The following is a 25,322-nucleotide window of genomic DNA, read 5'->3' as shown; positions in this document are numbered from 1 at the left end:
CTAGGCCTGTTCTATCTGCAGAATGTGCCCGCGAATGCATGCAGCGACCTCGCGCGGGTGGCTGATCGGCCCCATATGCCCTGCCCCAGCAATCACCTTGCGGCGCACATTCGGGAACCGCGCCTCCATCCGGTCATGCACGGCGCGTACCAGATCGGGCGAGCGTTCGCCTTCCAGCAATAAAACCGGCAGCGCGACCTTTTCCAACGCACCCGGCGCAACCTGCCCGTGTATGTCTTCATGCGTGACACCGCGCGCGGCGGGGATCAAGTGGATTTGCTTTGCCATATCAGCTTTCAGACGCTCGGGCAGCGCTTCCCACCCGGCATCGCTGCCCCATTGGCAATTGAACAGACGCGCAGCTTCCATCCGGTCGCCCGCGCGCATGGCGTCCGCAAAAACGCCATTCATATAGGTGTTGTTCTCGACATAAGCCGGGTCGTCCTTGGCGGTCGCAAACAGAACCGGTTCGAACAGGGTCAGGCTGCGCACTTTGTCGGGTGCCATCTGGGCCACGCGCAAAGCAATCGTGCCGCCAAAGCTGTGTCCAACCAAATCAACCGGCCCATGCGCGTGGCGGTCCAGCAGATCCAACGCGGCCTGCATCGCGGTGTCCTGATAATCGCTCTGCTCGTCCCAATCGGAACTGCGCCCGTGCCCCGGAAGGTCATAGGCAAGCGTTGTCAGTTCATGCTCTAACACGGTCCGCACACCCCGCCACGCACCAGAATGCGCCAGCGAGCAATGGATGAACAGCGCCTCGTGCGGGCCCGCGCCCTGCCGGTCCCAATAGGTGGGGCAGCCGCCCAGATCTTCCAGCATACTTATCCCCGCTCGGCCAGATAGGCGTCCAGCAGGTCAAGACGGTCCTGACCCCAGAACTTCTCGCCGTCATCGCAGACATAGAAGGGCGAGCCGAACACGCCCGCATTCACCGCGTCGTCAGTGTTCTTGGCATAGGTCTCGGCCCCCATCAGAAGACCGCTGTCGGCCAGCGACGGATCAAACCCGGCCTCGGACAGGCACTCTTTGATCACCGCGTCTTCGGCGATGTCTTTTTCGTCCATCCAGATCGAGCGCATCAAAGCGTTCACCAGCACGCCGACATCGCCCGTACCCGCATTCTGAGCCGCAATGATCGCGTAAGACGCAGGCGCACCATTGGTCGGCCAATGCGCGGGGTTGAGGTTGATCGGCATGTCCAGCGCCTTGGACCAGCGCTTCAACTCTTGCATGCGATACTCCATGCGCGAGGGGTGGCGATCCTTGGGAAGCTGTCCACCGGTGCGCGAAAAGAGCTGCCCGATATCCACTGGTTTGAAAGTGACGGATACGCCGTTCTTGTCGGCAATCTGCGCAAACCGCTTGCCGCCAAAGAAAGCCCACGGTGAAAGGACTGTGAAATAATAGTCAATATGGCTCATTTTTCGGCCCCCTGTTGCGCCAATGCTGTTTCCCGAAATCTATCCCGATGCTATTGGGTGTCAACGTCACGATTCTGTCATACAGAGCAATTCTGGGATCTGCTGCCATGCCTTCCATCACCGAACCGAAACTCATCTCGGGCAATGCCAACCGCCCGCTGGCCGAAGCCGTCGCCAAACGCATGTCCATGCATCGCGGCGCCAATGTCGGGCTGGTGGATGCACGCGTCGAACGCTTCAACGACCAAGAGGTGTTCGTCGAGATCTACGAGAACGTCCGCGGCGAGGATATGTTCATCATTCAGTCGACCTCGAACCCGGCGAATGACAACCTGATGGAACTCTTGATCATGGCCGACACGCTGCGCCGTTCGTCGGCCCGGTCTGCCACTGCCGTGATCCCCTACTTCGGCTATGCCCGTCAGGATCGCCGCACCAAGGCCCGCACGCCGATCTCGGCCAAGCTGGTCGCCAACCTAATCGCCCAGTCGGGCATCGAGCGGGTTTTGACCATGGACCTGCACGCCGCCCAGATCCAGGGCTTCTTCGACATCCCGGTGGACAACCTTTATGCGAGCCCGATCTTCGCGCTGGACGTAAAGCACCACTTCAAGGATTGCCTGGACGAAGTGATGGTGATTTCGCCCGACGTTGGCGGTGTGGCCCGTGCTCGCGAGCTGGCAAAACGGATCAACGCACCGCTGGCCATCGTCGACAAACGCCGCGAAAAGCCCGGTGAAGTCGCCGAGATGACCGTGATCGGGAACGTTGAAGGCAAGCGCTGCATCATCGTCGATGACATCTGCGACACCGCGGGCACGCTGTGTAAAGCGGCCGAGGTTCTGATGGAGAACGGCGCGCAGGAGGTACATTCCTACATCACCCACGGCGTCATGTCCGGTCCTGCTGTCGAGCGCGTCCAGAACTCTGTCATGAAATCGCTGGTGATCACGGACTCGATCGAGCCCACCCAACCGGTGCTGGATGCCAAGAACATTCGCGTGGTCCCGACCGCACCGATGTTTGCACAGGCCATCCTGAACATCTGGGGTGGCACCTCGGTGTCGTCGCTGTTTGACCACGACACGCTCGAGCCGCTCTATGAAGGTATGTATTCCTGATCCCATCTGAAGATCAGAGACACGAAAGGGCCCCACGGGGCCCTTTTTTATTGGTCAGATTTGGGGTCAGACATCCCACATTTCGTCATCCCGAACTTCCCCGATCGCCAGCCAATCAGCACGTACGCGGGCGACCCGCGTATCCCCCCATGTGCGGAACAGGATGTCGAACCCGTCCTCGGTCACATTCTCGGCCGTGATGTCCGCCCGCTGATTGCTTTCACCTGCAATGTCCCACATCGACATCGACACGGTGACGGTGGGCGGTGTCAGAAAGGGTTCCGAGAAACGGATCTTCGTCCGCATTTTTCGCGGACCACTTCCTGTCCACATCTCTCCGTCATGCTCGAAATCCGAGAACAGCACTTTGCTGCCTTGGTCCACGCCCATCATTTGGGGTCGAATTCGCTTCATAATTTAACGTCGTCCATAAAATTTAGACAATTGTTGCCGAAAAATTATGTCCAACACAAGTTAAGGCTGAGTTTTCAAACGCAAAAAGAAGGGCAGAAGGATCAGAACCATCAGTCCGGACAGCAAGAACGGCGCGCCGGGCAAATAGATCGGAGCGTCCGCATCCGCGAAAAATTGGAAGACACCGGTTACCACCATTGGCGCGATCACGGCGGCGATCGATCCAAGGCTGGCGATAACGCCTTGCAGCAGCCCCTGACGATCCTCGGACACCATATTGGCCATCATGGCGGTCATGGTCGGCGGGGCCATGTCTGCCAGTGCTGCGACGATGATAAACGTAAACATCACCCAGACGCTTCCGGTCAATCCGAACGCAACGAAAGCTGCAATCGCACAGATGATCGAGAAGATCAGCGTGCGATATTCGCCAAGTTTGGGCAGCATGAACCGCATGACGACACCCTGCGTAAAGGCCACCGCAATCCCGTAGGACGCCAGCGAGATGCCGATCAGGGCGGTGCCCCAGCCAAAGACCTCGCGCGTCCAGAAGGCCCAAAGCGTCGGATAGACCATGTTGGCGAACTCAAACGCGAAGATCAGGACCAAGGGCAACATCAGGCCGGGAAGACGGAAGGCGTCGAGGATTGAACCGAACGGGTTCAGGTCCCGCTTCGTGAAGGCACGGCGCTTCTCGGGCGCTAGGCTCTCAGGCAGCAGGAACAGGCCGAAGGCGACGTTCAGCGCGGCCAGACCCGCTGCCAGCCAAAACGGGGCCGTGATGTGCACGCTGGCCACCAGACCACCAATTGCAGGGCCCATAACGAAGCCGATGCCGAACGTCGCGCCGATCAAACCGAAATTCGCGGCCCGTTCCTCGGGCTTCGAGATGTCGGCAAGATAAGCCGTCGCGGTGATATAGGTCGCCCCGGCAATCCCCGCCAGCACGCGCCCAATCAACAACCACCAGAATGTGGTGGCCAAGGCCATGATCACATAGTCCACCGCCAATGTGACAAGCGCCAACAACAGCACGGGCCTACGTCCCAGACTATCCGAGATCCCGCCAATCACCGGCGCGAACAGAAACTGCATCGCCGCGTAAGAGGCCATCAAAATACCGCCCCAAAACGCGCCGTCGGCAGTATTGGCCGCGCCCACACGCTCCATCAGGTCCGGCATGATCGGAAACACGATGCCAATGCCCACTGCATCCAGAAGGATGGTGGCCAAAATGAACCAGATTGCTCCGCGTTTCTGCATGTCGCGCTCCTTTGCCCACATCAGTGACGCGAAGCGTGGGAAAGCGCAAATGCAAAAAGCCCCGCCGGTTCGGGCGGGGCTTTTCAATAATCATGTTCCGTGGGCTTAGCCTTTCACGGACAGACCCAGTTCACTTGCCATTGCAGCGATATCTACCGTGCGTTTGGCCAGTTCGTCCAAGTTCTCGGCGGTTGCGTTTTCCGATGCGGCAGCCGCATCCGAAACGAAGCCATCAAGAACGTCCTGTGTCACTTCCGAAACAGGCAGGGCACGTTCAGCCAGAACCGAGGTGCCGTTGGCGGTCACTTCGGCGAAACCGCCGGTGACTGCAAACTCGGCATTGCCTTCGGGGGACTCGACGCGAACGATACCGGGACGCAGCGTCGTGATCGTCGGTGCGTGGTTCGGCATCGCCGTCAGGTCACCGTCGGCACCCGGCAGCTGGACCGCAGTCGCCTGAAGCGAAGCGAGGCTCCGTTCGGGCGACACCAGGTCGAATTGCATCGTATCAGCCATCAGAGGCCCTCCTTCAGCGGTTCAGCTTAAGCAGCGTCTGCCGCCATTTTCTCGGCTTTGGCGATCACTTCCTCGATGCCGCCAACCATGTAGAAGGCGCCTTCGGGCAGGTGGTCGTATTCGCCAGCAACAACCGCTTTGAACGAGCTGATCGTGTCTTCCAGCTGAACCTGAACACCGTCCGAGCCGGTGAACACTTTCGCAACGTCGAACGGCTGCGACAGGAAACGCTGGATTTTACGAGCGCGAGCAACGGTCAGTTTGTCTTCTTCCGACAGTTCGTCCATGCCAAGGATGGCGATGATGTCCTGCAGCGACTTGTAGCGCTGAAGGATGTTCTGAACATCACGGGCAACCTGATAGTGCTCTTCACCCACGATCTGCGGGTCAAGGATACGCGACGACGAGTCGAGCGGGTCAACGGCCGGGTAGATACCCAGTTCCGAGATCGCACGCGACAGAACGGTAGTTGCGTCCAAGTGAGCAAAGGTGGTTGCAGGTGCGGGGTCGGTAAGGTCATCCGCGGGAACATATACGGCCTGGATCGAGGTAATCGAACCGGCTTTGGTCGAGGTAATGCGTTCCTGCATGGCACCCATGTCGGTGGCCAGGGTCGGCTGATAGCCCACCGCCGAAGGAATACGACCCAGCAGAGCCGAAACTTCCGAACCAGCCTGAGTAAAGCGGAAGATGTTGTCCACGAAGAACAGAACGTCGGTACCCGACTGGTCGCGGAACTGCTCGGCCAGGGTCAGGCCGGTCAGAGCAACACGAGCACGTGCTCCGGGAGGTTCGTTCATCTGGCCGTACACCAGAGCAACCTGCGATTCTTCCAGGTTGTCGGGCTTAATAACGTTGGATTCGATCATCTCCCAGTAAAGGTCGTTACCTTCACGGGTACGTTCACCAACACCTGCGAACACCGAGTAACCCGAGTGCACTTTTGCGATGTTGTTGATCAGTTCCATGATCAGAACGGTTTTGCCAACGCCGGCGCCGCCGAACAGACCAATCTTACCACCCTTCGAGTAGGGGGCCAGCAGGTCGATAACCTTAATGCCGGTTACCAGAACTTCCGATTCAGTTGCCTGTTCGTCAAATTCCGGTGCGGGCTGGTGGATGGCGCGGGTCTCGGTCGCTACAACCGGACCTTTTTCGTCCACGGGCTCGCCCACAACGTTCAGGATGCGGCCCAGGGTGGCGTTGCCAACCGGGATCGAGATCGGTGCGCCGGTGTCTTCCACGGCTGCGCCGCGAACCAGACCTTCGGTCGCGTCCATAGCGATACAACGAACGGTGTTTTCACCAAGGTGCTGGGACACTTCCAGAACCAGTTTGTTGCCATTGTTGTCGGTGTTGAGTGCGTTCAGGATCTCGGGGAGGTGGTCCTCGAACTGAACGTCTACAACGGCGCCGATCACCTGGGTGATCTTACCTTTTGCATTTGCCATTGTCGTTTCTCCGATTTCTTAGAGCGCCTCGGCGCCCGAAATAATTTCGATAAGTTCGTTGGTGATCACGGCCTGACGCGAGCGGTTGAACTCGATCGTCAGCTTGTCGATCATGTCGCCAGCGTTTCGGGTTGCGTTATCCATTGCGGACATACGCGCACCTTGCTCGGACGCGCCGTTTTCCAACAGAGCGGTAAAGATCTGGGTGGCCACGCCCGAAGGCAGCAGCGTTGCCAGAATGCCTTCTTCCGACGGCTCATAATCATACACGGTCGACACTTCTTCCGCGCCCTCTGCAGGGGCGTCGAAGCTGGCCGGGATGACCTGTTGCGTCGTCGGGATCTGGCTGATCACGCTTTCGAACTTGTTGTAGAAGATCGTCGCAACGTCGTACTCACCGTTGTTGAAACGGTTGATCAGATCGTTCGCGATGCCTTGTGCGTTGTCGTAACCCACGTTGCGCACTTCCGACAGATCCACATGGTCAACCATGTTGTCTGCGAAATCACGCTTCAGCTGTTCACGACCCTTCTTGCCGACGGTCAAGATTTTAACCGTCTTGCCCGAAGCGATCAGCTCTTCAGCCTTGGCACGCGCCATCTTTACGATGGACGAGTTGAAGCCACCACACAGGCCGCGTTCCGCGGTCATGACCACAAGCATGTGGACTTGATCGGAACCCGTGCCCGAAAGCAGTTTCGGAGCGCTATCACCCCCCGAAGAAGCAGCCAGCCCACCCAGAACGGCGTTAAACCGTTCTGCGTAGGGACGACCTGCTTCGGCCGCTTCCTGTGCCCGCCGCAGTTTTGCGGCGGCCACCATCTGCATGGCCTTCGTGATCTTCCGCGTCGACTTGACGCTTTCGATCCGATTTTTGAGGTCCTTAAGGTTGGGCATCGTTCAGAGCCCCCTTATGCGTAGTCTGCGGCGAACGCATCCAGCGCTGCTTTGACCTTGTCTTCCAGCTCACCTTTAACCTTACGGTCGTTGTTGGTGATGTCGTCCAGAAGATCGGCGTGTTTCTGACGCAGGTGGTTCAGCAGACCTTCCTCGAAACGGCCAACTTCTTTCACGTCAACCTTGTCGAGATAGCCGTTGGTGCCTGCGTAGATGACGCAAACGATTTCGGCGTTGGTCAGCGGCGAGTACTGCGACTGTTTCATCAGCTCGGTCAGACGTGCACCACGGTTCAGCAGCTGCTGGGTTGCGGCGTCGAGGTCCGAGCCGAACTGAGCAAATGCTGCCATTTCGCGGTACTGAGCCAGCGACAGTTTAACCGGACCGGCAACCGACGACATAGCTTTGGTCTGTGCCGACGAACCAACACGCGATACCGACAGACCGGTGTTCACAGCGGGGCGGATACCCTGGTAGAACAGTTCGGTTTCCAGGAAGATCTGGCCGTCGGTGATCGAGATCACGTTGGTCGGAATGAAGGCCGACACGTCGCCACCCTGGGTTTCGATGATCGGCAGAGCGGTCAGCGAACCGGCACCGAAGTCTTCGTTCAGCTTTGCCGAACGCTCCAGCAGGCGCGAGTGAAGATAGAAAACGTCACCCGGATAAGCTTCACGGCCCGGCGGGCGGCGCAGCAGCAGCGACATCTGACGATAAGCAACAGCCTGTTTGGACAGGTCATCATAGATGATCAGGGCGTGGCGGCCGTTGTCACGGAAGTGCTCGGCCATGGCGGTTGCGGCATAGGGTGCCAGGAACTGCATCGGAGCGGGGTCCGAAGCGGTTGCAGCAACAACGATCGAGTATTCAATCGCGCCGGTTTCTTCCAGCTTCTTCACCAGCTGAGCAACGGTCGAACGCTTCTGACCAACGGCCACGTACACACAGTACAGCTTTTTCGATTCGTCGTCGCCAGCGGCGTCGTTGTACGATTTCTGGTTCAGGATCGCGTCCAGAGCAACGGCGGTTTTGCCGGTCTGACGGTCGCCAATGATCAGCTCGCGCTGGCCACGGCCGATCGGGATCATAGCGTCAACCGATTTCAGGCCGGTTGCCATCGGCTCGTGAACCGATTTACGCGGGATGATGCCCGGAGCTTTAACGTCAGCAACGTTGCGCTTTTTGGTTTTGATCGGACCTTTGCCGTCGATCGGGTTACCCAGACCGTCAACAACACGACCCAGAAGCTCGTCACCGGCCGGCACGTCCACGATCGAGTTCGTGCGCTTTACGGTGTCACCTTCTTTAATGTCGCGGTCGGAACCGAAGATAACAACACCAACGTTGTCAGCTTCAAGGTTCAGAGCCATCCCGCGGATACCACCGGGGAATTCGACCATTTCACCAGCCTGAACATTGTCCAGACCGTATACACGAGCAATACCGTCACCGACCGACAGAACGCGGCCAACTTCGGCCACTTCGGCTTCCTGGCCGAAGTTCTTGATCTGGTCCTTCAGGATCGCAGAAATTTCTGCTGCTTGGATACCCATTATCCGACCTCTTTCATGGAATTCTGAAGTGCATCGAGCTTGGCCTTGACCGACGTATCGATCATTTGCGAGCCCACTTTCACGACCAGGCCACCGATAAGAGCTTCATCAACGGCCAGGTTGATTTTTACATCCTTGCCAGTCGAGGCTTTCAGAGCCTTGGCAAGTTTGTCTTGTTGCGCCTTGGTCATGGCTTTGGCTGCAGTCACCTCTGCGGTGATTTCACCTTTATCCTCGGCGATCAGGGCGCGCATGGCGTCCAGAAGCTGAGGCAGCACGAACAAACGACGTTTCTGAGCCATCAGGCTCAGGGCGTTTGCGACCGTTGACGAAAGTTTCATTTTCTTGGCGACAGCTGCAATCACGGCGGCCTGTTCATCGCGGGTAACTACCGGCGAGTTGATCAGATCGACAAGATCAGAGCTATCGGCGAGAGCAGCATCAAGAGCGGCAACATCCGCTTCAACTGCTTTCAGTTCTTTGCCCTCTTTGGCCAAATCAAAGATGGCCGTGGCATAACGTTGGGCAATGCCAGTTGAGATCGAGACTGGTTCGGACACGTCCACCCTTCCGATGTACTATGCCCCTTTGTGGTTTGCTGGACAAACCGGGGCGGCCTACAGAAGCCGCACTTTCGCGCGTACTATCTAAATCGTCGTCGCATGTAACAGGGAAAACCCTACCTCGCAACAGGCTTGCGCGGGTTTATCGCCAACATTTCCGGCTTAGGTTTCGTTAGATTTCGCCGCTAATCCGCGCATACCCCTTAACCCTAGGGACAATTTGCCGATCACGGGCTGAAACTCGGACCACTCAAAACGGAATACATTTGCATACCGAAACGGCACTCACGAAAGAATCAAAGGTGGTTTGGCGTTCTGATAGCCAAATTTCCAAGGTCGACACTGGACTGATTCTATACCTAAGGCCGTCCTTGCCTCGGCGCACTGGGCTCGGGAACACCCAGCCCCTCGAGAACCTTCAGGGGGCGACGGACGGCTTGCGCGAGGCCAGGGCGTTTGGGGGCGGGCACTTGCTTGGTCACCTCGACCATCAGGACCCCGCCAGCAAGGATCACTGGCAACTGGTGCCCGGCCCGTTCCCAGAAGGTACCAGTCTTGCGCCAGAACCGCTTTCCTGACGGCGGTTGATATAAAGAGGACAGGTGCCGTTCGACCTTGAAGCCATGCTCGCGCAATTGACCTTCGAGCTGCCCAAGCGAATAGGGTCGTCCGTACCCAAACGGTGTCGCATCCGAACGCGCCCACAGACCCGCCCGGTTCGGCGCGATGAACAGGGCACGGCCACCGGGGCCAAGTACGCGATAGCATTCTTCAAGCAGTTGGCTAGGCGTCTCAGACGTCTCAAGCCCGTGCATCACCACCAGCCGATCCACGACCCCCGTATCCAAGGGCCACAAAGTGTCCTCGACCAGAACCGAGACATTGGGCATCCCGGCAGGCCACGGCATCACGCCCTGCGGCGCGGGCATCAAACCGACGACCCGGCGCGCTGTCGGCAGATAGGGGCGCAGCAACGGCACAGCGAATCCGTAACCCGCAACAGTTTGCCCCTTGGTTTGTGCTTCAGGCCACAGGCTGACCACCTTGTCACGGATCGCCTTTTGCGCCGCGCGCCCCAACATGCTGCGGTAGTAAAAGTTCCTCAGATCCTGCACATCAAGATGCATGTCGCGTCAATCGACCCTTATTTATTCAAGGCCGAGACTACCGGATCACAGGCAAATTGGAATGCCCATCTTCAATGCGTGCTGCGCCGCAAAACCAGAGCCAGATTGTTTGCGGGCATCTCGATCAGATTGGCACGGCGCAATCCGACATCCGACGCCCACGCCTCGACTTTCTCCAGATCCTTATAGCCGATATGCGGATCATGCGCCGTCAGGGAAGCGTGGAAACTCTTGTCCCCTTCGCTGCGAAACGCACCTCCGGTTCGGAATGGCCCATAGAGGAACCAATAGGCACCGGGTGCCAGATTGCGCGCAACGCCCGCAATCACAGCCCGCGCGGTGGGCGCGTCGATCAGATGCATCAGGTTCACGGTCACGATCATCGACATCGGCCCGGTGCGCCACGATGGGGCACTGGCATCCAGCCACTGCGCCAAGCGCATGTTCTCGACCCCTTTTTCGGCGCGCCACGCGTCGATGCTGTTCAGGCGGTCAGGGTCGATATCGGTCGGCTGCCAAATCACATCGGGAAAATGCCCGGCATATTCAACGATATGCTCACCCGTGCCTGAGGCGAGTTCCAACGCGACCCCGTGCTTCGGCACGAAGGGCTTCATGGCATCAAGAATCGGAAACAAATTACGGGCCGCAGATGGCGCAGACATCCGGCCATCTCCGCGCTCTTGCGCGATCGAATGTGGTTTTTCTCCCGCCATTTTTATCCCTCGGGCGCATTACCAGTATTGAGGCTTCGGATCGTTTGGGCAAGACTGTTGCACCACCACGGAGAACCAACATGCTCGAACTTGTCACAATTCCCTGCCTTTCGGATAATTATGCATTTCTGCTGCATGACGCCAAGTCAGGGAAAACTGCGCTGATCGACGCGCCCGAGACCCTGCCCATCGAAGGCGAACTGGAACAGCGCGGCTGGACCCTGTCCGAGATTTGGCTGACCCATCACCATTGGGACCATATTGACGGGGTCGCCGATCTGGTTGCCGCCACCGGCGCCCGCGTGATCGGAGCCGAGGCCGATGCGCACCGCCTGCCCCCACTGGATCAGGCGCTCACCCCCGGGACGAGTTTCGACTTTGCGGGCCACGAGGTTCAGGTGCTGGACGTCCCCGGCCACACAATCGGCCACATCGCGTTCTATGTCCCCGCCGCCAAGGCCGCCTTCACCGGCGATAGCCTGATGGCGATGGGCTGTGGTCGCCTGTTTGAAGGGCGCCCCGAACAGATGTGGGATAGCCTGCAACGGCTGATGGCGCTGCCCGCGGATACGCTGATCTGCTCGGGCCATGAATATACCGGTGGCAATATCTCGTTTGCGCTGACCATCGAGCAGGACAATGCCGCCCTACGCGCCCGCCGCGAACGGGTCGAGGCCGCCCGCGCCGAGGGCCAGCCCACCGTCCCATCCCTTCTGTCAGACGAGCTGGAAACCAACCCATTTCTGCGCGCGCACTTGTCGTCGGTCAAAGCCGCCCTACATAAAGAAACCGCATCCGACGCCGAGGTCTTTGCCGAGATCCGCGCCAGGAAAGACGATTTCTAAGGCAAATCTCAAGAAATCACGCTTGTGCGAGCAGAAATTGACCAAAAGGGTCTTGATAGCGACGCAAGGACAACCGAACCTTAATACTATGAGGCAACGGTAAAAAGGCGAAGAAATCGCCAGCGATGTCCACCGCTGAACTTACGAGGAGTGCGCAACATGCCATCTTTTTCAAAACCCCTCGAAGAAGCCATCCATCAGGCATTGGCTTTGGCAAACGACCGCAAGCACGAGCTTGCAACGCTTGAGCACCTGCTGCTCGCGCTTCTGGACGAACCAGACGCGACACGGGTGATGCAGGCGTGTTCGGTCGATCTGGACGTGCTGCGCAAAGTGCTGGTCGAATTCATCGACGAAGAGCTGACCACCCTGATCACCGACATCGAAGGCAACGAAGCGGTCCCGACCGCCGCGTTCCAGCGTGTGATCCAGCGCGCTGCGATCCACGTCCAAAGCTCGGGTCGGACCGAAGTAACGGGCGCCAATGTGCTGGTCGCCATCTTCGCCGAACGCGAATCGAACGCAGCCTTCTTCCTGCAAGAACAGGACATGACGCGCTATGACGCGGTGAACTACATCGCCCACGGCGTCGCGAAAGAGCCGGGCTTTGGCGAAGCGCGCCCGATCTCGGGCACGCCGGACTTCGATGACGAGGATGTGCAAGACGCCCAGCCCGCCGAAGAAAATGATAGCGCACTTGGGAAATACTGTGTCGATCTGAACGCCAAGGCGCGTGAGGGCGACATTGACCCGCTGATCGGCCGTGGCCACGAAGTTGAACGCTGCATTCAGGTTCTGTGCCGCCGCCGCAAGAACAACCCGCTTTTGGTTGGCGACCCCGGCGTGGGCAAGACCGCCATCGCGGAAGGTCTGGCCACCAAGATCGTCGCGGGCGAAACACCTGAAATCCTGTCGGAAACCACCATCTACTCGCTCGACATGGGCGCGTTGTTGGCTGGCACCCGCTATCGCGGTGATTTCGAGGAACGTCTGAAAGCTGTGATGAAAGAGCTTGAGGAGCATCCCGACGCGGTGCTGTTCATCGACGAAATCCACACGGTGATCGGTGCCGGGGCGACTTCTGGCGGGGCGATGGATGCCTCGAACCTGCTGAAGCCTGCACTTCAGGGCGGCAAGCTACGCTGCATGGGCTCGACCACATACAAGGAATTCCGCCAGCATTTCGAAAAGGACCGCGCACTGTCGCGTCGTTTCCAGAAGATCGACGTGAACGAGCCGACGGTCGAAGATGCGGTGAAAATCCTGAAGGGTTTGAAACCCTATTTCGAGGAACATCACGGCGTGAAGTACACCGCTGATGCGATCAAATCGGCTGTCGAACTATCGGACCGTTATGTCAACGACCGCAAACTGCCCGACAAAGCCATCGACGTGATCGACGAAGCAGGCGCGGCCCAGCATCTGCTGATCGCCTCGAAGCGGAAGAAAACCATCGGCACCAAGGAAATCGAGGCCGTCGTGGCCAAGATCGCCCGCATCCCGCCGAAGAACGTCTCGAAGGACGACGCGGAAACTCTGCGCGATCTTGAAAAGTCGCTTAAACGCGTCGTGTTCGGACAGGACACCGCGATCGAGGCGCTTTCCTCAGCGATCAAGCTGGCACGTGCCGGTCTGCGTGAGCCTGAGAAGCCCATCGGCAACTACCTGTTTGCCGGTCCCACCGGTGTGGGCAAGACCGAGGTTGCCAAGCAACTGGCCGACAATCTGGGCGTCGAGCTTCTGCGCTTTGACATGTCCGAATATATGGAGAAACACGCGGTCAGCCGTCTGATCGGTGCACCTCCGGGCTATGTCGGGTTTGATCAGGGCGGTCTTCTGACTGACGGCGTTGATCAGCATCCGCATTGCGTGCTGCTGCTGGATGAGATCGAGAAAGCGCACCCGGATGTCTACAACATCCTGCTGCAGGTGATGGATAATGGCGAACTGACCGACCATAACGGCCGCACCGTCAGCTTCCGCAACGTGGTTTTGATCATGACCTCGAACGCTGGTGCCTCGGAACAGGCGAAGGCCGCGATCGGCTTTGGCCGTGACCGTCGCGAGGGCGAAGACACCGCAGCCATCGAACGCACCTTCACGCCGGAATTCCGCAACCGTCTGGACGCGGTGATCAGCTTTGCCCCGCTGGGCAAAGAGGTGATCTTGCAAGTGGTCGAGAAGTTCGTACTGCAGCTCGAGGCCCAGCTGATGGACCGTGGTGTGCATATCGAACTGACCCGCGCCGCTGCCGAATGGATTGCCGACAAGGGCTATGACGATCGCATGGGCGCCCGCCCCTTGGGCCGCGTGATCCAAGAGCACATCAAGAAGCCGCTGGCCGAAGAACTTCTGTTCGGCAAGCTGGCGAAAGGTGGCTTGGTGCAGGTGGGTGTCAAAGGCGGCAAACTGGAACTTCGCTATGAAGAGCCCAAAGCCCCGCGCATCGGCCGCCGCAAGAAGCCCCCGCTTCTGCCCGCCGATTGATGCGCGCCCTCTGGGCTGCAACATTGATAACATGCGCCGCGACCCCGGTTGCGGCGCGTGATCCCATCCTCAGCTTCCCGGTTGCGTGTACGCTGGGGCAAGATTGCTTCATCCAGAACTATGTCGATGTTGATCCCAGCGCAGGGGCCGCGGATTTCTCTTGTGGCGCGCTGACCTATGACGGACACCAAGGCACAGATATCGCGCTGACCTCGGACATGGCGGCGCTTGCGGGTATCGACGTCACCCCGGTTGCGCCCGGCATTGTGCGACGACTGCGTGACGGCGTGGAAGATCAGTTCTTCACAACGACCTTCGATCATCCGGACGAACAGGAGTGCGGCAACGGTGTCCTGATTGACCACGGCGGCGGCTGGGAAAGCCAGTATTGCCACCTGCGCAAGGGCAGCATCACCGTCGACATCGGCCAGCGCGTCGGCCTGCAAACCCTGTTGGGCCAGATTGGCATGTCCGGCCATTCAGAATTTCCGCATCTGCATGTTGCCCTGCGCAAAGACGGGCAGCTTGTTGATCCCTTCAACGCTGATCCTCTGACCTATTGCGGCGATACAGACGCAAAACCCCTGTGGGCGAACAAGGTCCCGTACCGCGCCAGTGGGTTCGTGAATGCGGGGTTCAGCGACCGTATTCCTGACTTTAACGCGGTAAAATGGGGCAAGGCACACATTACTACCGTGGGCGGCGACGGCGGTGCATTCGTGTTCTGGGCGCAGATATTCGGTGCACAGGCCGACGACCTCATGCAGCTAGTGATCCACGGCCCCAACGGTGTTTTCATCGACCACGAAGAGGTGCTGGACAAGACGCAAGCCCGCGCGATGCGTGCAGCAGGGCGGCGGCTGACTGGCGAAAACACATTCCCCGGTGCGTATCACGGTGAGGCCACGCTGACGCGTGACGGGGTTGTGATCGACCGTATTTCGGCCACTGCCACACTGACCGCGCCTTAGCGTTCCGTCAGTTTCAGCTCGATCCGGCGGTTTTCAGCGCGGGCCTCGGGCGTGTTCGCAGGATTAACCGGGCGGTATTCTCCAAAGCCAGTCGCGGCCAGACGGTCGGGTGGGAAACCGAGCGCGTCGATCATGTATTCGACCACCGACAGGGCACGCGCCTGGCTGAGTTCCCAGTTGTTGCGGTACGCCCCGCGCCCGGACAGCGGCACGTTGTCCGTGTGCCCATCGACGCGGATAACCCAATCCACTTCTTCAGGGATCTCGCCTGCAACGTCAGCTAACAGCGCAGCCACACGCCCGACTTGCGCCCGCCCTTCTGGCTGAAGCTCAGCGCGGGCGCTTTCGAACAGCACCTCGGACGAGAACACGAACCGGTCCCCCACGATTTGAACGCCCTCGCGATTCCCCAGAACCTCGCGCAGTTTTCCGAAGAATTCGGACCGATACGCGGACAGTTCTTTTGCTTCGGCTTCCAGACGTTTGCGTTCGGCCTCTTCCAGTTCCGCGCGGCGACGTTCTTCGGCCGCGACGCGCGCAAGGGCGGCGTTCAACTCGGACCCCAATTTCTGGATCTGCACCTGTGCGGCCTGATCACGGGCCGAGCCTTCATCCAGAATGGCCTGTAGCCCGCCCAACTGCGTCCGGAGAGCAGCGACTTGCTCGTTCAGCAACGCGATCTTGCGTTGGCTTTCCGCGCTTTCGGCTTCTTCCTCGGCCAGCGCCAGATTGGCGGCGGCCAGCAGACGTGCGCGTTCTTCGGCTTGGGTCAGTGTCTCGGTCGCGATCCGTTCAGCATTCAGGCGCGCAGCAAGTTCGGCCTCAAGCCGGTCGCGCAACTCTGCAGAATCCGCCCCTGCCGCGGCCTGTTCCTCAAGCTGCAGCAGTGCGGCCGCCAAGCGTTTATCCAGATCCACACCCGCCGCTTTGGAGGCGGCCAACAAGGTCAGCGTTTCCTCGGCCCGCTTGCGTTCTTCTTCAAGGGCCAAGGTCATGGCGGTCAGTTCAGTGTCCGCATTCTGCAAACGTTCACGCAAGGCTTCGGCGGCCGCAGCCTCGGCCAAGCGCCCGGCCTCTTCTTCATCCAGCGCCGTCTGACCTTCGGTGACCTTCACTTCCAGATCAGCGACCAAAGCCTCCAACGCCTCGCGCTTGGCGGCAGCAAGGCGCGCGGCCTCGGCACCGGCATCGACCTCGTCACGCGCTTTGGCAAGGGCCAGTTGCAGGGCCTCCTGTTCGCTCAGCAATTGGGTGCGCGCGACCTCAAGTTCTTCCACCGTCGCGCTCAATGCCTCGCCTTCTGCCAAGGCACGGTCCCGCTCCGACAAAAGCGTGGCCACCTGAGCTTCGAAACTGGTGATCTTCGCCGCCTGCGCCGCCAGCTCGGCCGCTTGGCTTTCCGTCTGCGTCGTCAGCTGCGCAATCAACGCCGCCTGCGCGTCGGATATCGAGCGCGCCTCGGTCAAAGTTGCGTTCAGCGTGCCGATCTCGCCCTGAAGGGCCTCGGTCCGGTTGCGTTCCAGCCCCAACGCATCGGCCAGTTCTGACACCTGCGCCGACAGCTCGTCCAGCTCGCTCGCCTGCCCCGAGATCGTCTCGCGCAGGATGAACTGCACGATCATGAAGATCGTCAGGACGAACATCAGCACCAGCAAAAGCGCGGTCATCGCGTCCACGAAGCCGGGCCAGATGGACCCGCTGACGCGTTGGGTGGATCGGCGGGTCAGCGCCATGGCTTAGCCTTGCTCCTGACCAGAAGCGACGCGGATCACATGGGTCAAAGTTGCCAGATCGCCGCGCAAATCGGCCAGACTCTCCTGCCGTCCGGCTTGCATTTCTTCCAAAATACGCAGCATCTGCACGTCGATCGAGCGCAGGCGCATGCGGCTTTCGGCGTCCACTTGATCCTCGTCGGTGACAGAGTTCGCTTCAAGGATTTGGCGTACAGCCTCTTGGCTTTCGGCGATCTGCATCAATGCCTGCGTCTGCCCATTATCCTGTGCCAACTGGTTGGTTAGGGCTTCGACATTGGTCGCCAGTGCGCGCAGCCGTTCATCCATCATCGTGCGCTGCGCATCCGTTTGGACAAACATGGTCTGCATGGTTTCGATCTGCTCGGCCAGAATGCCCAGATAGGCCCCAGCCTCGGACGCGTCTTCACTGTCGCCCGACGCATAGCTAAGCTTGGTGATGGTCGACAGCCACTCTTCCAGCTGGCGATAAAAGCGGTTCTGGCCGTGACCCGCGAACAGCTCCATCAAGCCGACGACCAGCGACCCGGCAAGTCCCAGAAGCGAGGACGAGAACGCCGTGCCCATGCCGCCCAACTGCTCTTCCAGCCCGGTCATCAGGCGGTTGAACACCTCGACCCCGCCTTCGCCTTCGCCCGGCGCAAGCGAGCGGATGGTTTCGACCACCGCAGGCACGGTTGTCGCAAGGCCAAAGAACGTGCCCAGAAGACCAAGGAAAATCAGAAGGTTGACGATGTAACGCGTGATGTCGCGCGCTTCGTCAATCCGGGTGGCGATACTGTCGAGGATCGAGCGTGACGACGACGCGCCAATCTGCAACTGTGTCCCTCGGTTCGACCGCATCAACGCCGCCAGCGACGCTAGCAGACGCGGGGCGCGATCGGGGTCGTGTGCCTCGCGCTGTTGAACAAAGCCCTCGATCCAGCTGACCGAGGCGAAAACCTGCCACACCTGCCAGAAACAGGCCAAGAGCCCGATGATGAAGACAAACAGGATGAACCCGTTCAGATACAGGTTCGCCATGAACACGGGCAAGACATGCGGCAAAGCCACGAACGTGCCAAAGCCCACAAGGCCCAAGGCCACCAGCATCAGAAAGATCTGACGCACGGGTTGAGTGAAAGACGGCTCGATGCCTTTTCTTCTGGGCGCAGTCAGCGTCCCGCGATCCGGGTGATCCATGCGGGGTATGTCCTTGTCGCCATTGTTATTGGCGTCAGGATAGGCAGGTTTTCATTTCCTGCCAAGCTTTCTATCCGCAGAATTCAACCGCCCGTTAACGCGCGGACCTGATGGGACAACCACGACAGATCTTCATCCTCGATCCCCAGCTCGGTCAGGTGGCTGGCGGTGTTGTAAAGGTACTCTGTATTCGGCCCCCTACCCCCGACGGCGGTCGAGATAATCCGGGCCTGCTCGTCCAGTTCAATCTGGCAATACTGCACGTGATCGGGGTCGATGACATAGGTCACGGCCTCGACCCGGCGACCATCGCGCAGGTCGATCATCAGCCGTTTTTCCAGATAGGCCGAGGATACAAGCTCGCGCTCGCGCAGGTCTGCCATGGTCTGATCATAGGTGCCCGGACGGGCGCGGAAAGCCAGCCCCTGACAATGCGCACCGGCCAGTTCGTCCAGCGCCAGCACCAGACCCGGATGGTCTTCCGTGCCGCGGTGGTGGATCGAACGCATGCAGAAGCTGCGGTGATAGTCCGGCAGCGTGGCGACCAGCGCTTCGTCATGGTCAAAGCCCGGGTTCCACATCAGCGACCCATAGCCGAAAACCCACAAATCGCCGTTGCTCATTTCACTCGCCCTTCTGTCCTTCGCGCAGTACACACGCCTATAAGCATGTATCGTGCAAAAAGGGAATTGAAGATGCGTAAGCTGGTTGTGATTGCAGTGGTTCTGGCGGGGCTTTGGTCCGGATATTGGTTTATCGGGGCAAAGGGCGTGGAAAGCGCGTTTACCACCTGGATCGAGGATCGCCGCGCCGAGGGCTGGGTATCGCAGGCCGAGGACATCTCGACCCAAGGATTTCCCAACCGGTTCGACACGATCTTTACAGGGCTTGAACTGGCCGACCCGGACACCGGGCTTGCGTGGCGCGCGGATGAGTTCAAAATCCTTGCGCTATCCTATCAGCCCAATCACGTGATCGCGGTGTGGCCGGGGCAGCAGGTCATATCCTCGCCCCTGCAAAACATCAGTTTTCAGGCCGACAGCTTCAAAGGTTCTTTGGTCTTCGATCCCAGCCCCGACCTTCCACTGGACCGCAGTTCAATCGTGATCCAGAACTTGACGATGCAGTCCAACGCGGGCTGGACCGCCGGGCTTGAGGCCGGGCAGATCGCGACGCGCAAATCCTCGGTCGCGCCAAACCGGCACGACATCCATTTCGAGGCGACCGGCCTGCTGCCCGCCTCGTCCTTTATTCAGAGCTTTGGCGATGGCAACCTACTGCCTCCGGTGTTTGAACGCGCGCTGCTGAAAGCCAGCGTCGATTTCACCGGGCCGTGGGACCGGCATGCTGTCGAAACCGCACGTCCGCAAATCACCCGGATCGAGATCACCGAGCTGGACGCCACATGGGGCGAGCTGGGGCTGAAAGCCGTTGGCGCGGTGGACGTTGACGAGCGTGGCATTCCCACAGGTGAGGTCGCCATCAAAGCCAAAAACTGGCGCAAAATGATCGAGATCGCGGAAGCCTCGGGCGCCATCGCGCCGGAACTGGTCAGCACGGTTACCGGCGCACTTCAGTTCGTGGCGGGTCTGTCGGGCAATTCGGAAACCTTGGATGTGACCCTGCGCCTGTCCGGCGGGGCGGTGTTCCTTGGCCCGATCCCCATCGGCGCAGCCCCGATCATCAAGATCCGGTAAGGCCTAGCGGCAATAGGCGCCGCTGCGATAGCGGGCGGTATCAAAATGGAAATGGTCCTGATGATACTTGTCCGCATTGGGGCCAAGCACGGTCCCGAACGGACCACAGGCCGCCTTGTGCATTTTCTTCAGAACCTTGCTCTGCGCAGGATCGCGCCAGCCGCGCAGAACAGACAGTTCGGCCCCGTTTTTCAAGCGGATCCCAGCGATGTCCACCGCGCGGCCCTTACCATGCTCACTGATCTTCGCGCCGCGTTGGCTATTACGGGTACGGCAGGCGTAATGCGCGACGACACGCAGAGACGACGGGCCGCCGCCCAAGCGCCCAACGGCCGGGTAGACCCCATTGCGCACCCAGTTGTTCAAGGCTTTCGCCGTGGTGCAATCCATCACCGCCGCTTGGCTCAGCTTTACGCCCGACACCTCGGTTACGCGCACGGGGGAGGAGATCCCGCAACCGTTGATCTTACCGGGGATGGCTGAAATTGCCTGCCCCTTGATCTCGTTCACGCCACAAATCCGCCCGCGACGGCCCGCGCTTGCGGGTGTGGGTGTCGTGGATGCGATCTTGCGCGCGAAGCCCTTCGGGCGACTAATGGGTCGCAAAGACGTGACAACTGCAAGACGCGTTGGCGGGGCGGGCTGCGCCGGCGCAAGAACAACCGGTGCCACCACTGGACGCGCCATTGGGCGAAGTGACATCGGCAATAGGGGTAACTCAGCAACAACAGGGCGTGGCTTCGGGCGCAGCATCTCGGCCTGTGCGGTTCCGACGCCGACACACGCCGCTAAGGCAAGCGCCCCGGCCTGCCAGATCACTCTGCTGCCAATGAAGCGCGTAGCCATGCCTGTGTTCACCACCCTAGTCGTGTTTGACCGAACGTCCGAAATCTGGTGCGTCCGTATCCTGTCCGGCTTCGATAATGCCACGACGGATCGCACGGGTGCGAGTGAAATAGTCGAACAGGTGGTCCCCATCGCCTGTCCGGATGGCACGTTGCAGGGCGAACAGCTCTTCCGTGAAGCGGCCAAGGATCTCTAAGGTCGCGTCTTTGTTGGATAAAAACACATCACGCCACATGGTCGGATCCGACGCCGCGATGCGCGTAAAGTCGCGGAAACCCGCCGCCGAGTAGTTAATCACCTCGGTATCTGTCACGCGGCTTAGGTCATCAGCCACGCCCACCATCGTGTAGGCGATCAAGTGCGGCGCGTGGCTGGTGACGGCCAGAACCAGATCGTGGTGGTCGGCATCCATCATATCCACATTCGCGCCCATACCTTCCCAGAGGTCGCGCAAGCGTTGGGTCGCAGCCTCATCCGCGCCGTTCGGCACAAGGATGCACCAGCGGTTGTCGTAAAGCTCGGCAAAGCCCGAGCGCGGGCCGCTATGTTCGGTCCCGGCAAGCGGGTGGCCCGGGATGAAATGGACGCTGTCCGGCAGATGCGGCGATACCGCTTCGATGACAGCCCCTTTGACCGAGCCCACATCCGTGACCGTCGCGCCAGCTTTCAGGATCGGGCCGATTTCTTGCGCCACGGGGCCCATCGCGCCCACGGGCACGGCCAGCACGACAAGGTCTGCACCTTCAGCGGCCTCGGCCGCGGTGTCCACGACGCGGTCACAAAATCCGACCTCGCGGGCAATGTCGCGTGTTTCGGCAGACCGAGCGGTGCCGACGATCTCGCCCGCCAAACCGCTGCGGCGCATCGCATGTGCCATCGACGACGCGATCAGGCCAAGGCCGATCAGGGCCACGCGTTGGTAGATCACGCTCATGATGCACCCCCTTCGGATTTGCTCTCGTCCGAGGCCGGCGCAACGCCTTTAAACCGCCCGATCATATGCGCAACGCGGCGGCACGAAGCCTCGTCCCCGATGGTGATGCGCAGGCAGTTGGGCAGGCCATAGCCCGCGACACGGCGCACGATGATGCCTTCGCTTTGCAGGAAGTCGTCACAGGCGTTCGCCTCGTCCGCGTCGGCAAAGCGCGCCAGAATGAAGTTGGCGCAAGAGGTGTCCGACGGCACGCCCAGCTCGGCCAGCGCCTCGGCCAGCCACGCGCGCAGGCGGGTGTTTTCGCGCAGGCAGCGTTCCACATGCTCGCGGTCGCCAAGCGCTGCCTCGGCGGCATCCAGCTGCGGCATCGACAGGTTGAACGGCCCGCGCACGCGGTTCAGAACGCCGATCACCTCGGACGAAGCATAGCCCCACCCGATGCGCAGCCCACCAAGGCCGTACATTTTCGAGAACGTGCGCGTCATGACCACGTTCGGGAACTTCTCGACCAGCGAGGCACCGCCGTCGAACCCGTCGACGTATTCCGCATAGGCACCATCGATGACCATCAACACATCGTCCGGCAGCTCGCGCGCCAAACGCGACAGGTCGGCCCTGCTGACCATCGTGCCCGTCGGGTTGCCCGGATTGGTCACGAACACCAGCGAGGTCTTGGGCGTCACGGCCTTCAGAATTTCGTCCACGTCGACCATGCGTTCGCGCTCCGGCACCATCACCGGCGTCGCACCCGCCGCCAGGGCCGAGATTTTGTACATCGAGAACCCGTGCTCGGTATAGATCACCTCGGTCTCGGGGCCGCTGTAGCATTGGCACAGAAAGGTAATGATCTCGTCCGAGCCGACACCACAGATGATCCGCTCGGGATCCAGCCCGTGCAGATCGCCAATCGCTGCCCGCAGGCTGGCGTGATCGGTGTTCGGATAACGATGAAGCGCATGACCTGCCTTCTGGAATGCCTCAACGGCAAGCGGGCTTGGCCCAAACGGGTTCTCGTTCGAGCTGAGCTTGATCACATTCGACATCCCGTCGATGCCCGAGGCACCGCCGACATAGGGCTTGATCTGCATGATCCCCGGCTGGGGCACAGGTTTCGTCATGACTTGGCCTTTCCTTCGTAGGCGCGTTTTAGACTTAGTCCAAATTCAAGACCAGCGATGTTTGGGGCCGGTCGTATTTTTCAAATAGGATGGCAAATTGGCCGCATGTTGCGACCGAAAGCATAAAAAAAGGGCCGCGACTGGCGCGGCCCTTTTGAATTCGTCTGGTGCGGCGAAGATTAGTTCTTCGCGTAGAATTCGACCACGAGGTTCGGTTCCATCATCACCGGATAAGGCACGTCCGACAGGCCGGGGGTGCGGGTGAAGGTGGCGGTCAGTTTCGAATGGTCGGCTTCGATGTAGTCAGGCACATCACGTTCGGCCAGCGCTACGGCTTCCAGAACGATAGCCAGCTGCTTCGAGCGGTCACGTACTTCGATGACGTCGCCTTCTTTAACGCGGTACGAAGGAATGTTTACCTTCTTGCCGTTCACTTTCACGTGGCCGTGGTTCACGAACTGACGTGCGGCGAAGACGGTCGGTACGAACTTGGCGCGGTACACAACAGCGTCCAGACGGCGCTCCAGCAGACCGATCAGGTTTTCACCGGTGTCGCCTTTAACACGCTCGGCTTCGCCATAGATGCGGCGGAACTGTTTCTCGGTCAGGTCGCCGTAGTAGCCTTTCAGCTTCTGCTTGGCGCGCAGCTGCAGACCGAAGTCCGACATTTTGCCCTTGCGACGCTGGCCGTGCTGGCCGGGGCCGTATTCGCGGCGGTTTACCGGCGACTTCGGACGTCCCCAGATGTTTTCGCCCATACGGCGGTCAATTTTGTACTTGGCAGCAGTTCTTTTGGTCATCTGCTGATCTCCTTCTGTAAACTTCGAAGGGCGTTGTCCTCTGGCTTGCGCCTGACAGGGATCCCCTTGCGGGGGCCACCAACACCAATGAAAACCGGCCCCTCGCGGGACCGGATTTGGGGCTTATAGCGCCGTGAGCGGTGGAGTCAATGACTAGGCCACGCCAATTTCCATTGAATTCTCGTGGACCACATGCGGTGTTTGCGCAGTGCTGGTGGCCATCTCGTCCAACTGCGGGAACAGGGCTTTCAGGCGTGCGCGATGCTCGGTCATTGTTGCGTCCAGATCCGCAAATGCGGGGTGCTGGCTTTCCACCGGAACACCATTGGCCCAGACCACCTCGTGGCGTCCAAGCAGAACTTGATAGAATGTGATCTCGGGCGCATTGCGGTCGCACATGATCAGGCTTCCATCTACCAGATCTGCGGCGCCTGCCAAAACTTCGGCCTGCCCAAGCAACTGCTTCGCACGCATGCCCGAGACAAGGATCTGCTGATGGGGCGACACCAGCAAATCCGCATCCGGCTGGCCGGGGCGAATGGCGCCAGCGCGCAGGCGGATCGGCTTCAGCTCAGGCTCGACCATCATGCGCGCTTGCGAGATGTGGCGCTGCCCGACCCAAAGGACCGGCTGGCCACCATGTTCGCGGGTCAGGATCACGCTGCCTTCGCGCAAGTCCTCGACCGCACACTCGCCCGAGGGGGTGCGCACGCGGGTGCCTTGCGACAGGATGGCGACGCCCGACGGAAGCTCTGTCAGAAGATCGTCTTGCGTCGCGACCAGATTGGCGCGCACCACGCGCAGCGTCGTTTCGGGGCGCGGCACGGAACCAGCGAAGACCAAAAGCGGGGTGCCTCCATTCGGCGAGATCACCAGAGACACGCGATAGCTTTCATAGCCATCCGTGACCTCGAACCCGACATTCAAGCGGGGATCATCCTCTGCCAGCACCTCAAGCCCAGCCGCGCCGATCGTTGCAGCCCCGACAAGTTGGTGCGCGAAGATGGCCGCGCGGCGCCGCTTGTCGACCTGATCCCCAACATTCTGCAACAGGGCCAGCTCACGCGTGCGATCAAGGCGCACGGCCTCGCCGCTCCATTCCCAGTCCGATCCTGTGGTTAACATTGCCATAGGCGCATTTACGGTCGAATTGACCGTTGTCTGCGCCCATGAAATTACGAAAGTACCTTCGTAGCCCGTATTCATGGTTATACCTGCCATTATATTTGTTTTCTGAAAGGGTATCACGGGCGAATCACCCTGATAAGTCTTTTGTCGCCAGCCCGCGTTAGCTGTCGCAGGTGAGTCCCAAAATCCACAATTCGGGCGCGTGCGGGTCAGCCGAAACGCCCTCTTGCGCCACACAACCGCGATTGGTAACGATTTTTTACCAGCGCAGGAGCACACAATGCCCGTCATCACGGAAATCGAAGATCTGCGCCGTATCTACAAACGGCGCGTGCCCAAAATGTTCTATGACTATGCTGAAAGTGGCAGTTGGTCTGAACAAACCTTCCGCGAGAACAGCTCGGATTTTGACAAGATCTATTTCCGCCAGCGCGTTGCCGTGGACATGGACAACCGGTCGACCCGCACCACCATGCTGGTGTCAAGGGCGGCGCAAAAGTGGGCCAGTAGGGCGGCGT

General features: G+C 59.9%; 25 protein-coding genes. 6 read left to right on the top strand and 19 right to left on the bottom strand.

The features are described 5' to 3' along the window. Together EOL43_RS03550 and EOL43_RS03545 are read right to left on the bottom strand one after the other, a co-directional pair. On the bottom strand, positions 1–822 hold the full coding sequence (locus EOL43_RS03550; protein ID WP_133485634.1) for an alpha/beta fold hydrolase: 822 nt from the start codon (positions 820–822) through the stop codon (positions 1–3). Positions 823–824: 2 nt separating this feature from the next. Beyond that, positions 825–1,424 (bottom strand): 2-hydroxychromene-2-carboxylate isomerase, encoded by a 600-nt coding sequence (locus EOL43_RS03545; protein ID WP_133485632.1) that lies wholly within the window; start codon positions 1,422–1,424, stop codon positions 825–827. A gap of 107 nt (positions 1,425–1,531) precedes the next feature. On the opposite strand from EOL43_RS03545, the gene EOL43_RS03540 reads away from it, so the two are divergent. Then, positions 1,532–2,545, top strand: coding sequence for a ribose-phosphate pyrophosphokinase (locus EOL43_RS03540; protein WP_133485631.1), 1,014 nt, complete (start codon positions 1,532–1,534; stop codon positions 2,543–2,545). A 66-nt stretch (positions 2,546–2,611) separates the two neighbouring features. Here the strand turns inward: EOL43_RS03540 and EOL43_RS03535 are convergent, their stop codons facing one another. From EOL43_RS03535 to EOL43_RS03495, 9 genes are all read right to left on the bottom strand, one after another. Next, entirely contained in the window at positions 2,612–2,959 is a 348-nt protein-coding gene (locus EOL43_RS03535; protein WP_133485629.1) for an H-type lectin domain-containing protein, read from the bottom strand. Positions 2,960–3,019: 60 nt separating this feature from the next. Then, the gene (locus EOL43_RS03530; RefSeq protein WP_133485627.1) at positions 3,020–4,222 is read right to left on the bottom strand and encodes a TCR/Tet family MFS transporter; all 1,203 of its coding nucleotides are present in this window, start codon (positions 4,220–4,222) and stop codon (positions 3,020–3,022) included. Positions 4,223–4,327: 105 nt separating this feature from the next. After that, complete coding sequence (locus EOL43_RS03525) at positions 4,328–4,738, bottom strand: F0F1 ATP synthase subunit epsilon (RefSeq protein ID WP_133485625.1); 411 nt, start codon at positions 4,736–4,738, stop codon at positions 4,328–4,330. Between the two features lie 26 nt (positions 4,739–4,764). Beyond that, positions 4,765–6,189, bottom strand: coding sequence for a F0F1 ATP synthase subunit beta (gene atpD / locus EOL43_RS03520; RefSeq protein WP_133485623.1), 1,425 nt, complete (start codon positions 6,187–6,189; stop codon positions 4,765–4,767). An 18-nt stretch (positions 6,190–6,207) separates the two neighbouring features. Further along, positions 6,208–7,086 carry a F0F1 ATP synthase subunit gamma gene (locus EOL43_RS03515; RefSeq protein ID WP_133485621.1) on the bottom strand — a complete coding sequence of 293 codons (879 nt, stop codon included), beginning with the start codon at positions 7,084–7,086 and terminating at the stop codon, positions 6,208–6,210. A gap of 14 nt (positions 7,087–7,100) precedes the next feature. Beyond that, entirely contained in the window at positions 7,101–8,639 is a 1,539-nt protein-coding gene (gene atpA, locus EOL43_RS03510) for a F0F1 ATP synthase subunit alpha (protein WP_133485619.1), read from the bottom strand. Continuing rightward, on the bottom strand, positions 8,639–9,199 hold the full coding sequence (locus EOL43_RS03505; protein WP_133485616.1) for a F0F1 ATP synthase subunit delta: 561 nt from the start codon (positions 9,197–9,199) through the stop codon (positions 8,639–8,641). Before EOL43_RS03505 ends, atpA begins: the two co-directional genes overlap by 1 nt. Before the next feature lie 362 nt (positions 9,200–9,561). After that, positions 9,562–10,329, bottom strand: coding sequence for a class I SAM-dependent methyltransferase (locus EOL43_RS03500; protein ID WP_133485614.1), 768 nt, complete (start codon positions 10,327–10,329; stop codon positions 9,562–9,564). 71 nt (positions 10,330–10,400) lie between these two features. Beyond that, complete coding sequence (locus EOL43_RS03495; RefSeq protein ID WP_240686446.1) at positions 10,401–10,994, bottom strand: DUF938 domain-containing protein; 594 nt, start codon at positions 10,992–10,994, stop codon at positions 10,401–10,403. Between the two features lie 131 nt (positions 10,995–11,125). On the opposite strand from EOL43_RS03495, the gene gloB reads away from it, so the two are divergent. The 3 genes from gloB to EOL43_RS03480 all read left to right on the top strand — a co-directional run bounded on the left by gloB (position 11,126) and on the right by EOL43_RS03480 (position 15,348). Then, on the top strand, positions 11,126–11,890 hold the full coding sequence (gene gloB / locus EOL43_RS03490) for a hydroxyacylglutathione hydrolase (protein WP_133485610.1): 765 nt from the start codon (positions 11,126–11,128) through the stop codon (positions 11,888–11,890). A gap of 159 nt (positions 11,891–12,049) precedes the next feature. Next, positions 12,050–14,377 (top strand): ATP-dependent Clp protease ATP-binding subunit ClpA, encoded by a 2,328-nt coding sequence (gene clpA / locus EOL43_RS03485; RefSeq protein ID WP_133485608.1) that lies wholly within the window; start codon positions 12,050–12,052, stop codon positions 14,375–14,377. Continuing rightward, positions 14,377–15,348, top strand: coding sequence for a M23 family metallopeptidase (locus EOL43_RS03480; protein WP_133485606.1), 972 nt, complete (start codon positions 14,377–14,379; stop codon positions 15,346–15,348). The genes clpA and EOL43_RS03480 overlap by 1 nt, the downstream gene beginning before the upstream one ends. Here EOL43_RS03480 and EOL43_RS03475 read toward each other — a convergent pair. The 3 genes from EOL43_RS03475 to EOL43_RS03465 form a co-directional block, all read right to left on the bottom strand. Further along, positions 15,345–17,081: a peptidoglycan -binding protein gene (locus tag EOL43_RS03475; RefSeq protein ID WP_133485604.1), complete on the bottom strand. Its 1,737-nt coding sequence runs from the start codon at positions 17,079–17,081 to the stop codon at positions 15,345–15,347. The two genes, EOL43_RS03480 and EOL43_RS03475, sit on opposite strands and share 4 nt — an antisense overlap. Before the next feature lie 3 nt (positions 17,082–17,084). Continuing rightward, positions 17,085–18,281 carry a biopolymer transporter ExbB gene (locus tag EOL43_RS03470; protein ID WP_133485602.1) on the bottom strand — a complete coding sequence of 399 codons (1,197 nt, stop codon included), beginning with the start codon at positions 18,279–18,281 and terminating at the stop codon, positions 17,085–17,087. Between the two features lie 83 nt (positions 18,282–18,364). Further along, complete coding sequence (locus EOL43_RS03465) at positions 18,365–18,904, bottom strand: gamma-glutamylcyclotransferase (RefSeq protein ID WP_205669514.1); 540 nt, start codon at positions 18,902–18,904, stop codon at positions 18,365–18,367. A gap of 72 nt (positions 18,905–18,976) precedes the next feature. On the opposite strand from EOL43_RS03465, the gene EOL43_RS03460 reads away from it, so the two are divergent. Beyond that, positions 18,977–19,978: a DUF2125 domain-containing protein gene (locus EOL43_RS03460; protein WP_166636193.1), complete on the top strand. Its 1,002-nt coding sequence runs from the start codon at positions 18,977–18,979 to the stop codon at positions 19,976–19,978. A gap of 3 nt (positions 19,979–19,981) precedes the next feature. On the opposite strand, the gene EOL43_RS03455 is transcribed toward EOL43_RS03460, so the two are convergent. The 5 genes from EOL43_RS03455 to EOL43_RS03435 form a co-directional block, all read right to left on the bottom strand. Further along, a complete protein-coding gene (locus EOL43_RS03455; RefSeq protein WP_166636192.1) occupies positions 19,982–20,824 on the bottom strand; it encodes an extensin-like domain-containing protein in 843 nt (280 codons plus the stop codon). Between the two features lie 16 nt (positions 20,825–20,840). Then, positions 20,841–21,758, bottom strand: coding sequence for a prephenate/arogenate dehydrogenase family protein (locus EOL43_RS03450; protein WP_420867494.1), 918 nt, complete (start codon positions 21,756–21,758; stop codon positions 20,841–20,843). Further along, positions 21,755–22,876, bottom strand: a complete 1,122-nt coding sequence (gene hisC / locus EOL43_RS03445) for a histidinol-phosphate transaminase (RefSeq protein ID WP_133485596.1) — start codon at positions 22,874–22,876, stop codon at positions 21,755–21,757. Before hisC ends, EOL43_RS03450 begins: the two co-directional genes overlap by 4 nt. Before the next feature lie 179 nt (positions 22,877–23,055). Then, positions 23,056–23,676: a 30S ribosomal protein S4 gene (rpsD, locus tag EOL43_RS03440; RefSeq protein WP_133485594.1), complete on the bottom strand. Its 621-nt coding sequence runs from the start codon at positions 23,674–23,676 to the stop codon at positions 23,056–23,058. A gap of 153 nt (positions 23,677–23,829) precedes the next feature. Continuing rightward, positions 23,830–24,807, bottom strand: coding sequence for a Hint domain-containing protein (locus tag EOL43_RS03435; protein WP_166636191.1), 978 nt, complete (start codon positions 24,805–24,807; stop codon positions 23,830–23,832). 277 nt (positions 24,808–25,084) lie between these two features. On the opposite strand from EOL43_RS03435, the gene EOL43_RS03430 reads away from it, so the two are divergent. Continuing rightward, positions 25,085–25,322, top strand: a 238-nt coding sequence (locus tag EOL43_RS03430) for an alpha-hydroxy-acid oxidizing protein (protein ID WP_205669513.1), incomplete at its 3' end; no start/stop codon positions are given.

Source organism: Aliiroseovarius marinus (genome assembly GCF_004360145.1).
Taxonomy (GTDB): Bacteria; Pseudomonadota; Alphaproteobacteria; order Rhodobacterales; family Rhodobacteraceae; genus Aliiroseovarius; species Aliiroseovarius marinus.
The sequence above is the reverse complement of the archived record's forward strand: the minus strand, read 5'-3'. Positions and strand labels throughout refer to the sequence as shown.

Bases quoted from the DNA above. Each gene is read 5' to 3' on its own strand.
- EOL43_RS03530 (WP_133485627.1), bottom strand. From the start codon at position 4,222: ATGCAGAAACGCGGAGCAATCTGGTTCATTTTGGCCACCATCCTTCTG.
- EOL43_RS03515 (WP_133485621.1), bottom strand. From the start codon at position 7,086: ATGCCCAACCTTAAGGACCTCAAAAATCGGATCGAAAGCGTCAAGTCG.
- gloB (WP_133485610.1), top strand. From the start codon at position 11,126: ATGCTCGAACTTGTCACAATTCCCTGCCTTTCGGATAATTATGCATTT.
- EOL43_RS03455 (WP_166636192.1), bottom strand. From the start codon at position 20,824: ATGGCTACGCGCTTCATTGGCAGCAGAGTGATCTGGCAGGCCGGGGCG.
- EOL43_RS03500 (WP_133485614.1), bottom strand. From the start codon at position 10,329: ATGCATCTTGATGTGCAGGATCTGAGGAACTTTTACTACCGCAGCATG.
- EOL43_RS03535 (WP_133485629.1), bottom strand. From the start codon at position 2,959: ATGAAGCGAATTCGACCCCAAATGATGGGCGTGGACCAAGGCAGCAAA.
- EOL43_RS03475 (WP_133485604.1), bottom strand. From the start codon at position 17,081: ATGGCGCTGACCCGCCGATCCACCCAACGCGTCAGCGGGTCCATCTGG.
- EOL43_RS03470 (WP_133485602.1), bottom strand. From the start codon at position 18,281: ATGGATCACCCGGATCGCGGGACGCTGACTGCGCCCAGAAGAAAAGGC.
- EOL43_RS03525 (WP_133485625.1), bottom strand. From the start codon at position 4,738: ATGGCTGATACGATGCAATTCGACCTGGTGTCGCCCGAACGGAGCCTC.
- atpD (WP_133485623.1), bottom strand. From the start codon at position 6,189: ATGGCAAATGCAAAAGGTAAGATCACCCAGGTGATCGGCGCCGTTGTA.
- EOL43_RS03460 (WP_166636193.1), top strand. From the start codon at position 18,977: ATGCGTAAGCTGGTTGTGATTGCAGTGGTTCTGGCGGGGCTTTGGTCC.
- rpsD (WP_133485594.1), bottom strand. From the start codon at position 23,676: ATGACCAAAAGAACTGCTGCCAAGTACAAAATTGACCGCCGTATGGGC.
- atpA (WP_133485619.1), bottom strand. From the start codon at position 8,639: ATGGGTATCCAAGCAGCAGAAATTTCTGCGATCCTGAAGGACCAGATC.
- EOL43_RS03495 (WP_240686446.1), bottom strand. From the start codon at position 10,994: ATGTCTGCGCCATCTGCGGCCCGTAATTTGTTTCCGATTCTTGATGCC.
- EOL43_RS03450 (WP_420867494.1), bottom strand. From the start codon at position 21,758: ATGAGCGTGATCTACCAACGCGTGGCCCTGATCGGCCTTGGCCTGATC.
- EOL43_RS03545 (WP_133485632.1), bottom strand. From the start codon at position 1,424: ATGAGCCATATTGACTATTATTTCACAGTCCTTTCACCGTGGGCTTTC.
- clpA (WP_133485608.1), top strand. From the start codon at position 12,050: ATGCCATCTTTTTCAAAACCCCTCGAAGAAGCCATCCATCAGGCATTG.
- EOL43_RS03550 (WP_133485634.1), bottom strand. From the start codon at position 822: ATGCTGGAAGATCTGGGCGGCTGCCCCACCTATTGGGACCGGCAGGGC.
- EOL43_RS03465 (WP_205669514.1), bottom strand. From the start codon at position 18,904: ATGAGCAACGGCGATTTGTGGGTTTTCGGCTATGGGTCGCTGATGTGG.
- EOL43_RS03480 (WP_133485606.1), top strand. From the start codon at position 14,377: ATGCGCGCCCTCTGGGCTGCAACATTGATAACATGCGCCGCGACCCCG.
- hisC (WP_133485596.1), bottom strand. From the start codon at position 22,876: ATGACGAAACCTGTGCCCCAGCCGGGGATCATGCAGATCAAGCCCTAT.
- EOL43_RS03540 (WP_133485631.1), top strand. From the start codon at position 1,532: ATGCCTTCCATCACCGAACCGAAACTCATCTCGGGCAATGCCAACCGC.
- EOL43_RS03435 (WP_166636191.1), bottom strand. From the start codon at position 24,807: ATGGCAATGTTAACCACAGGATCGGACTGGGAATGGAGCGGCGAGGCC.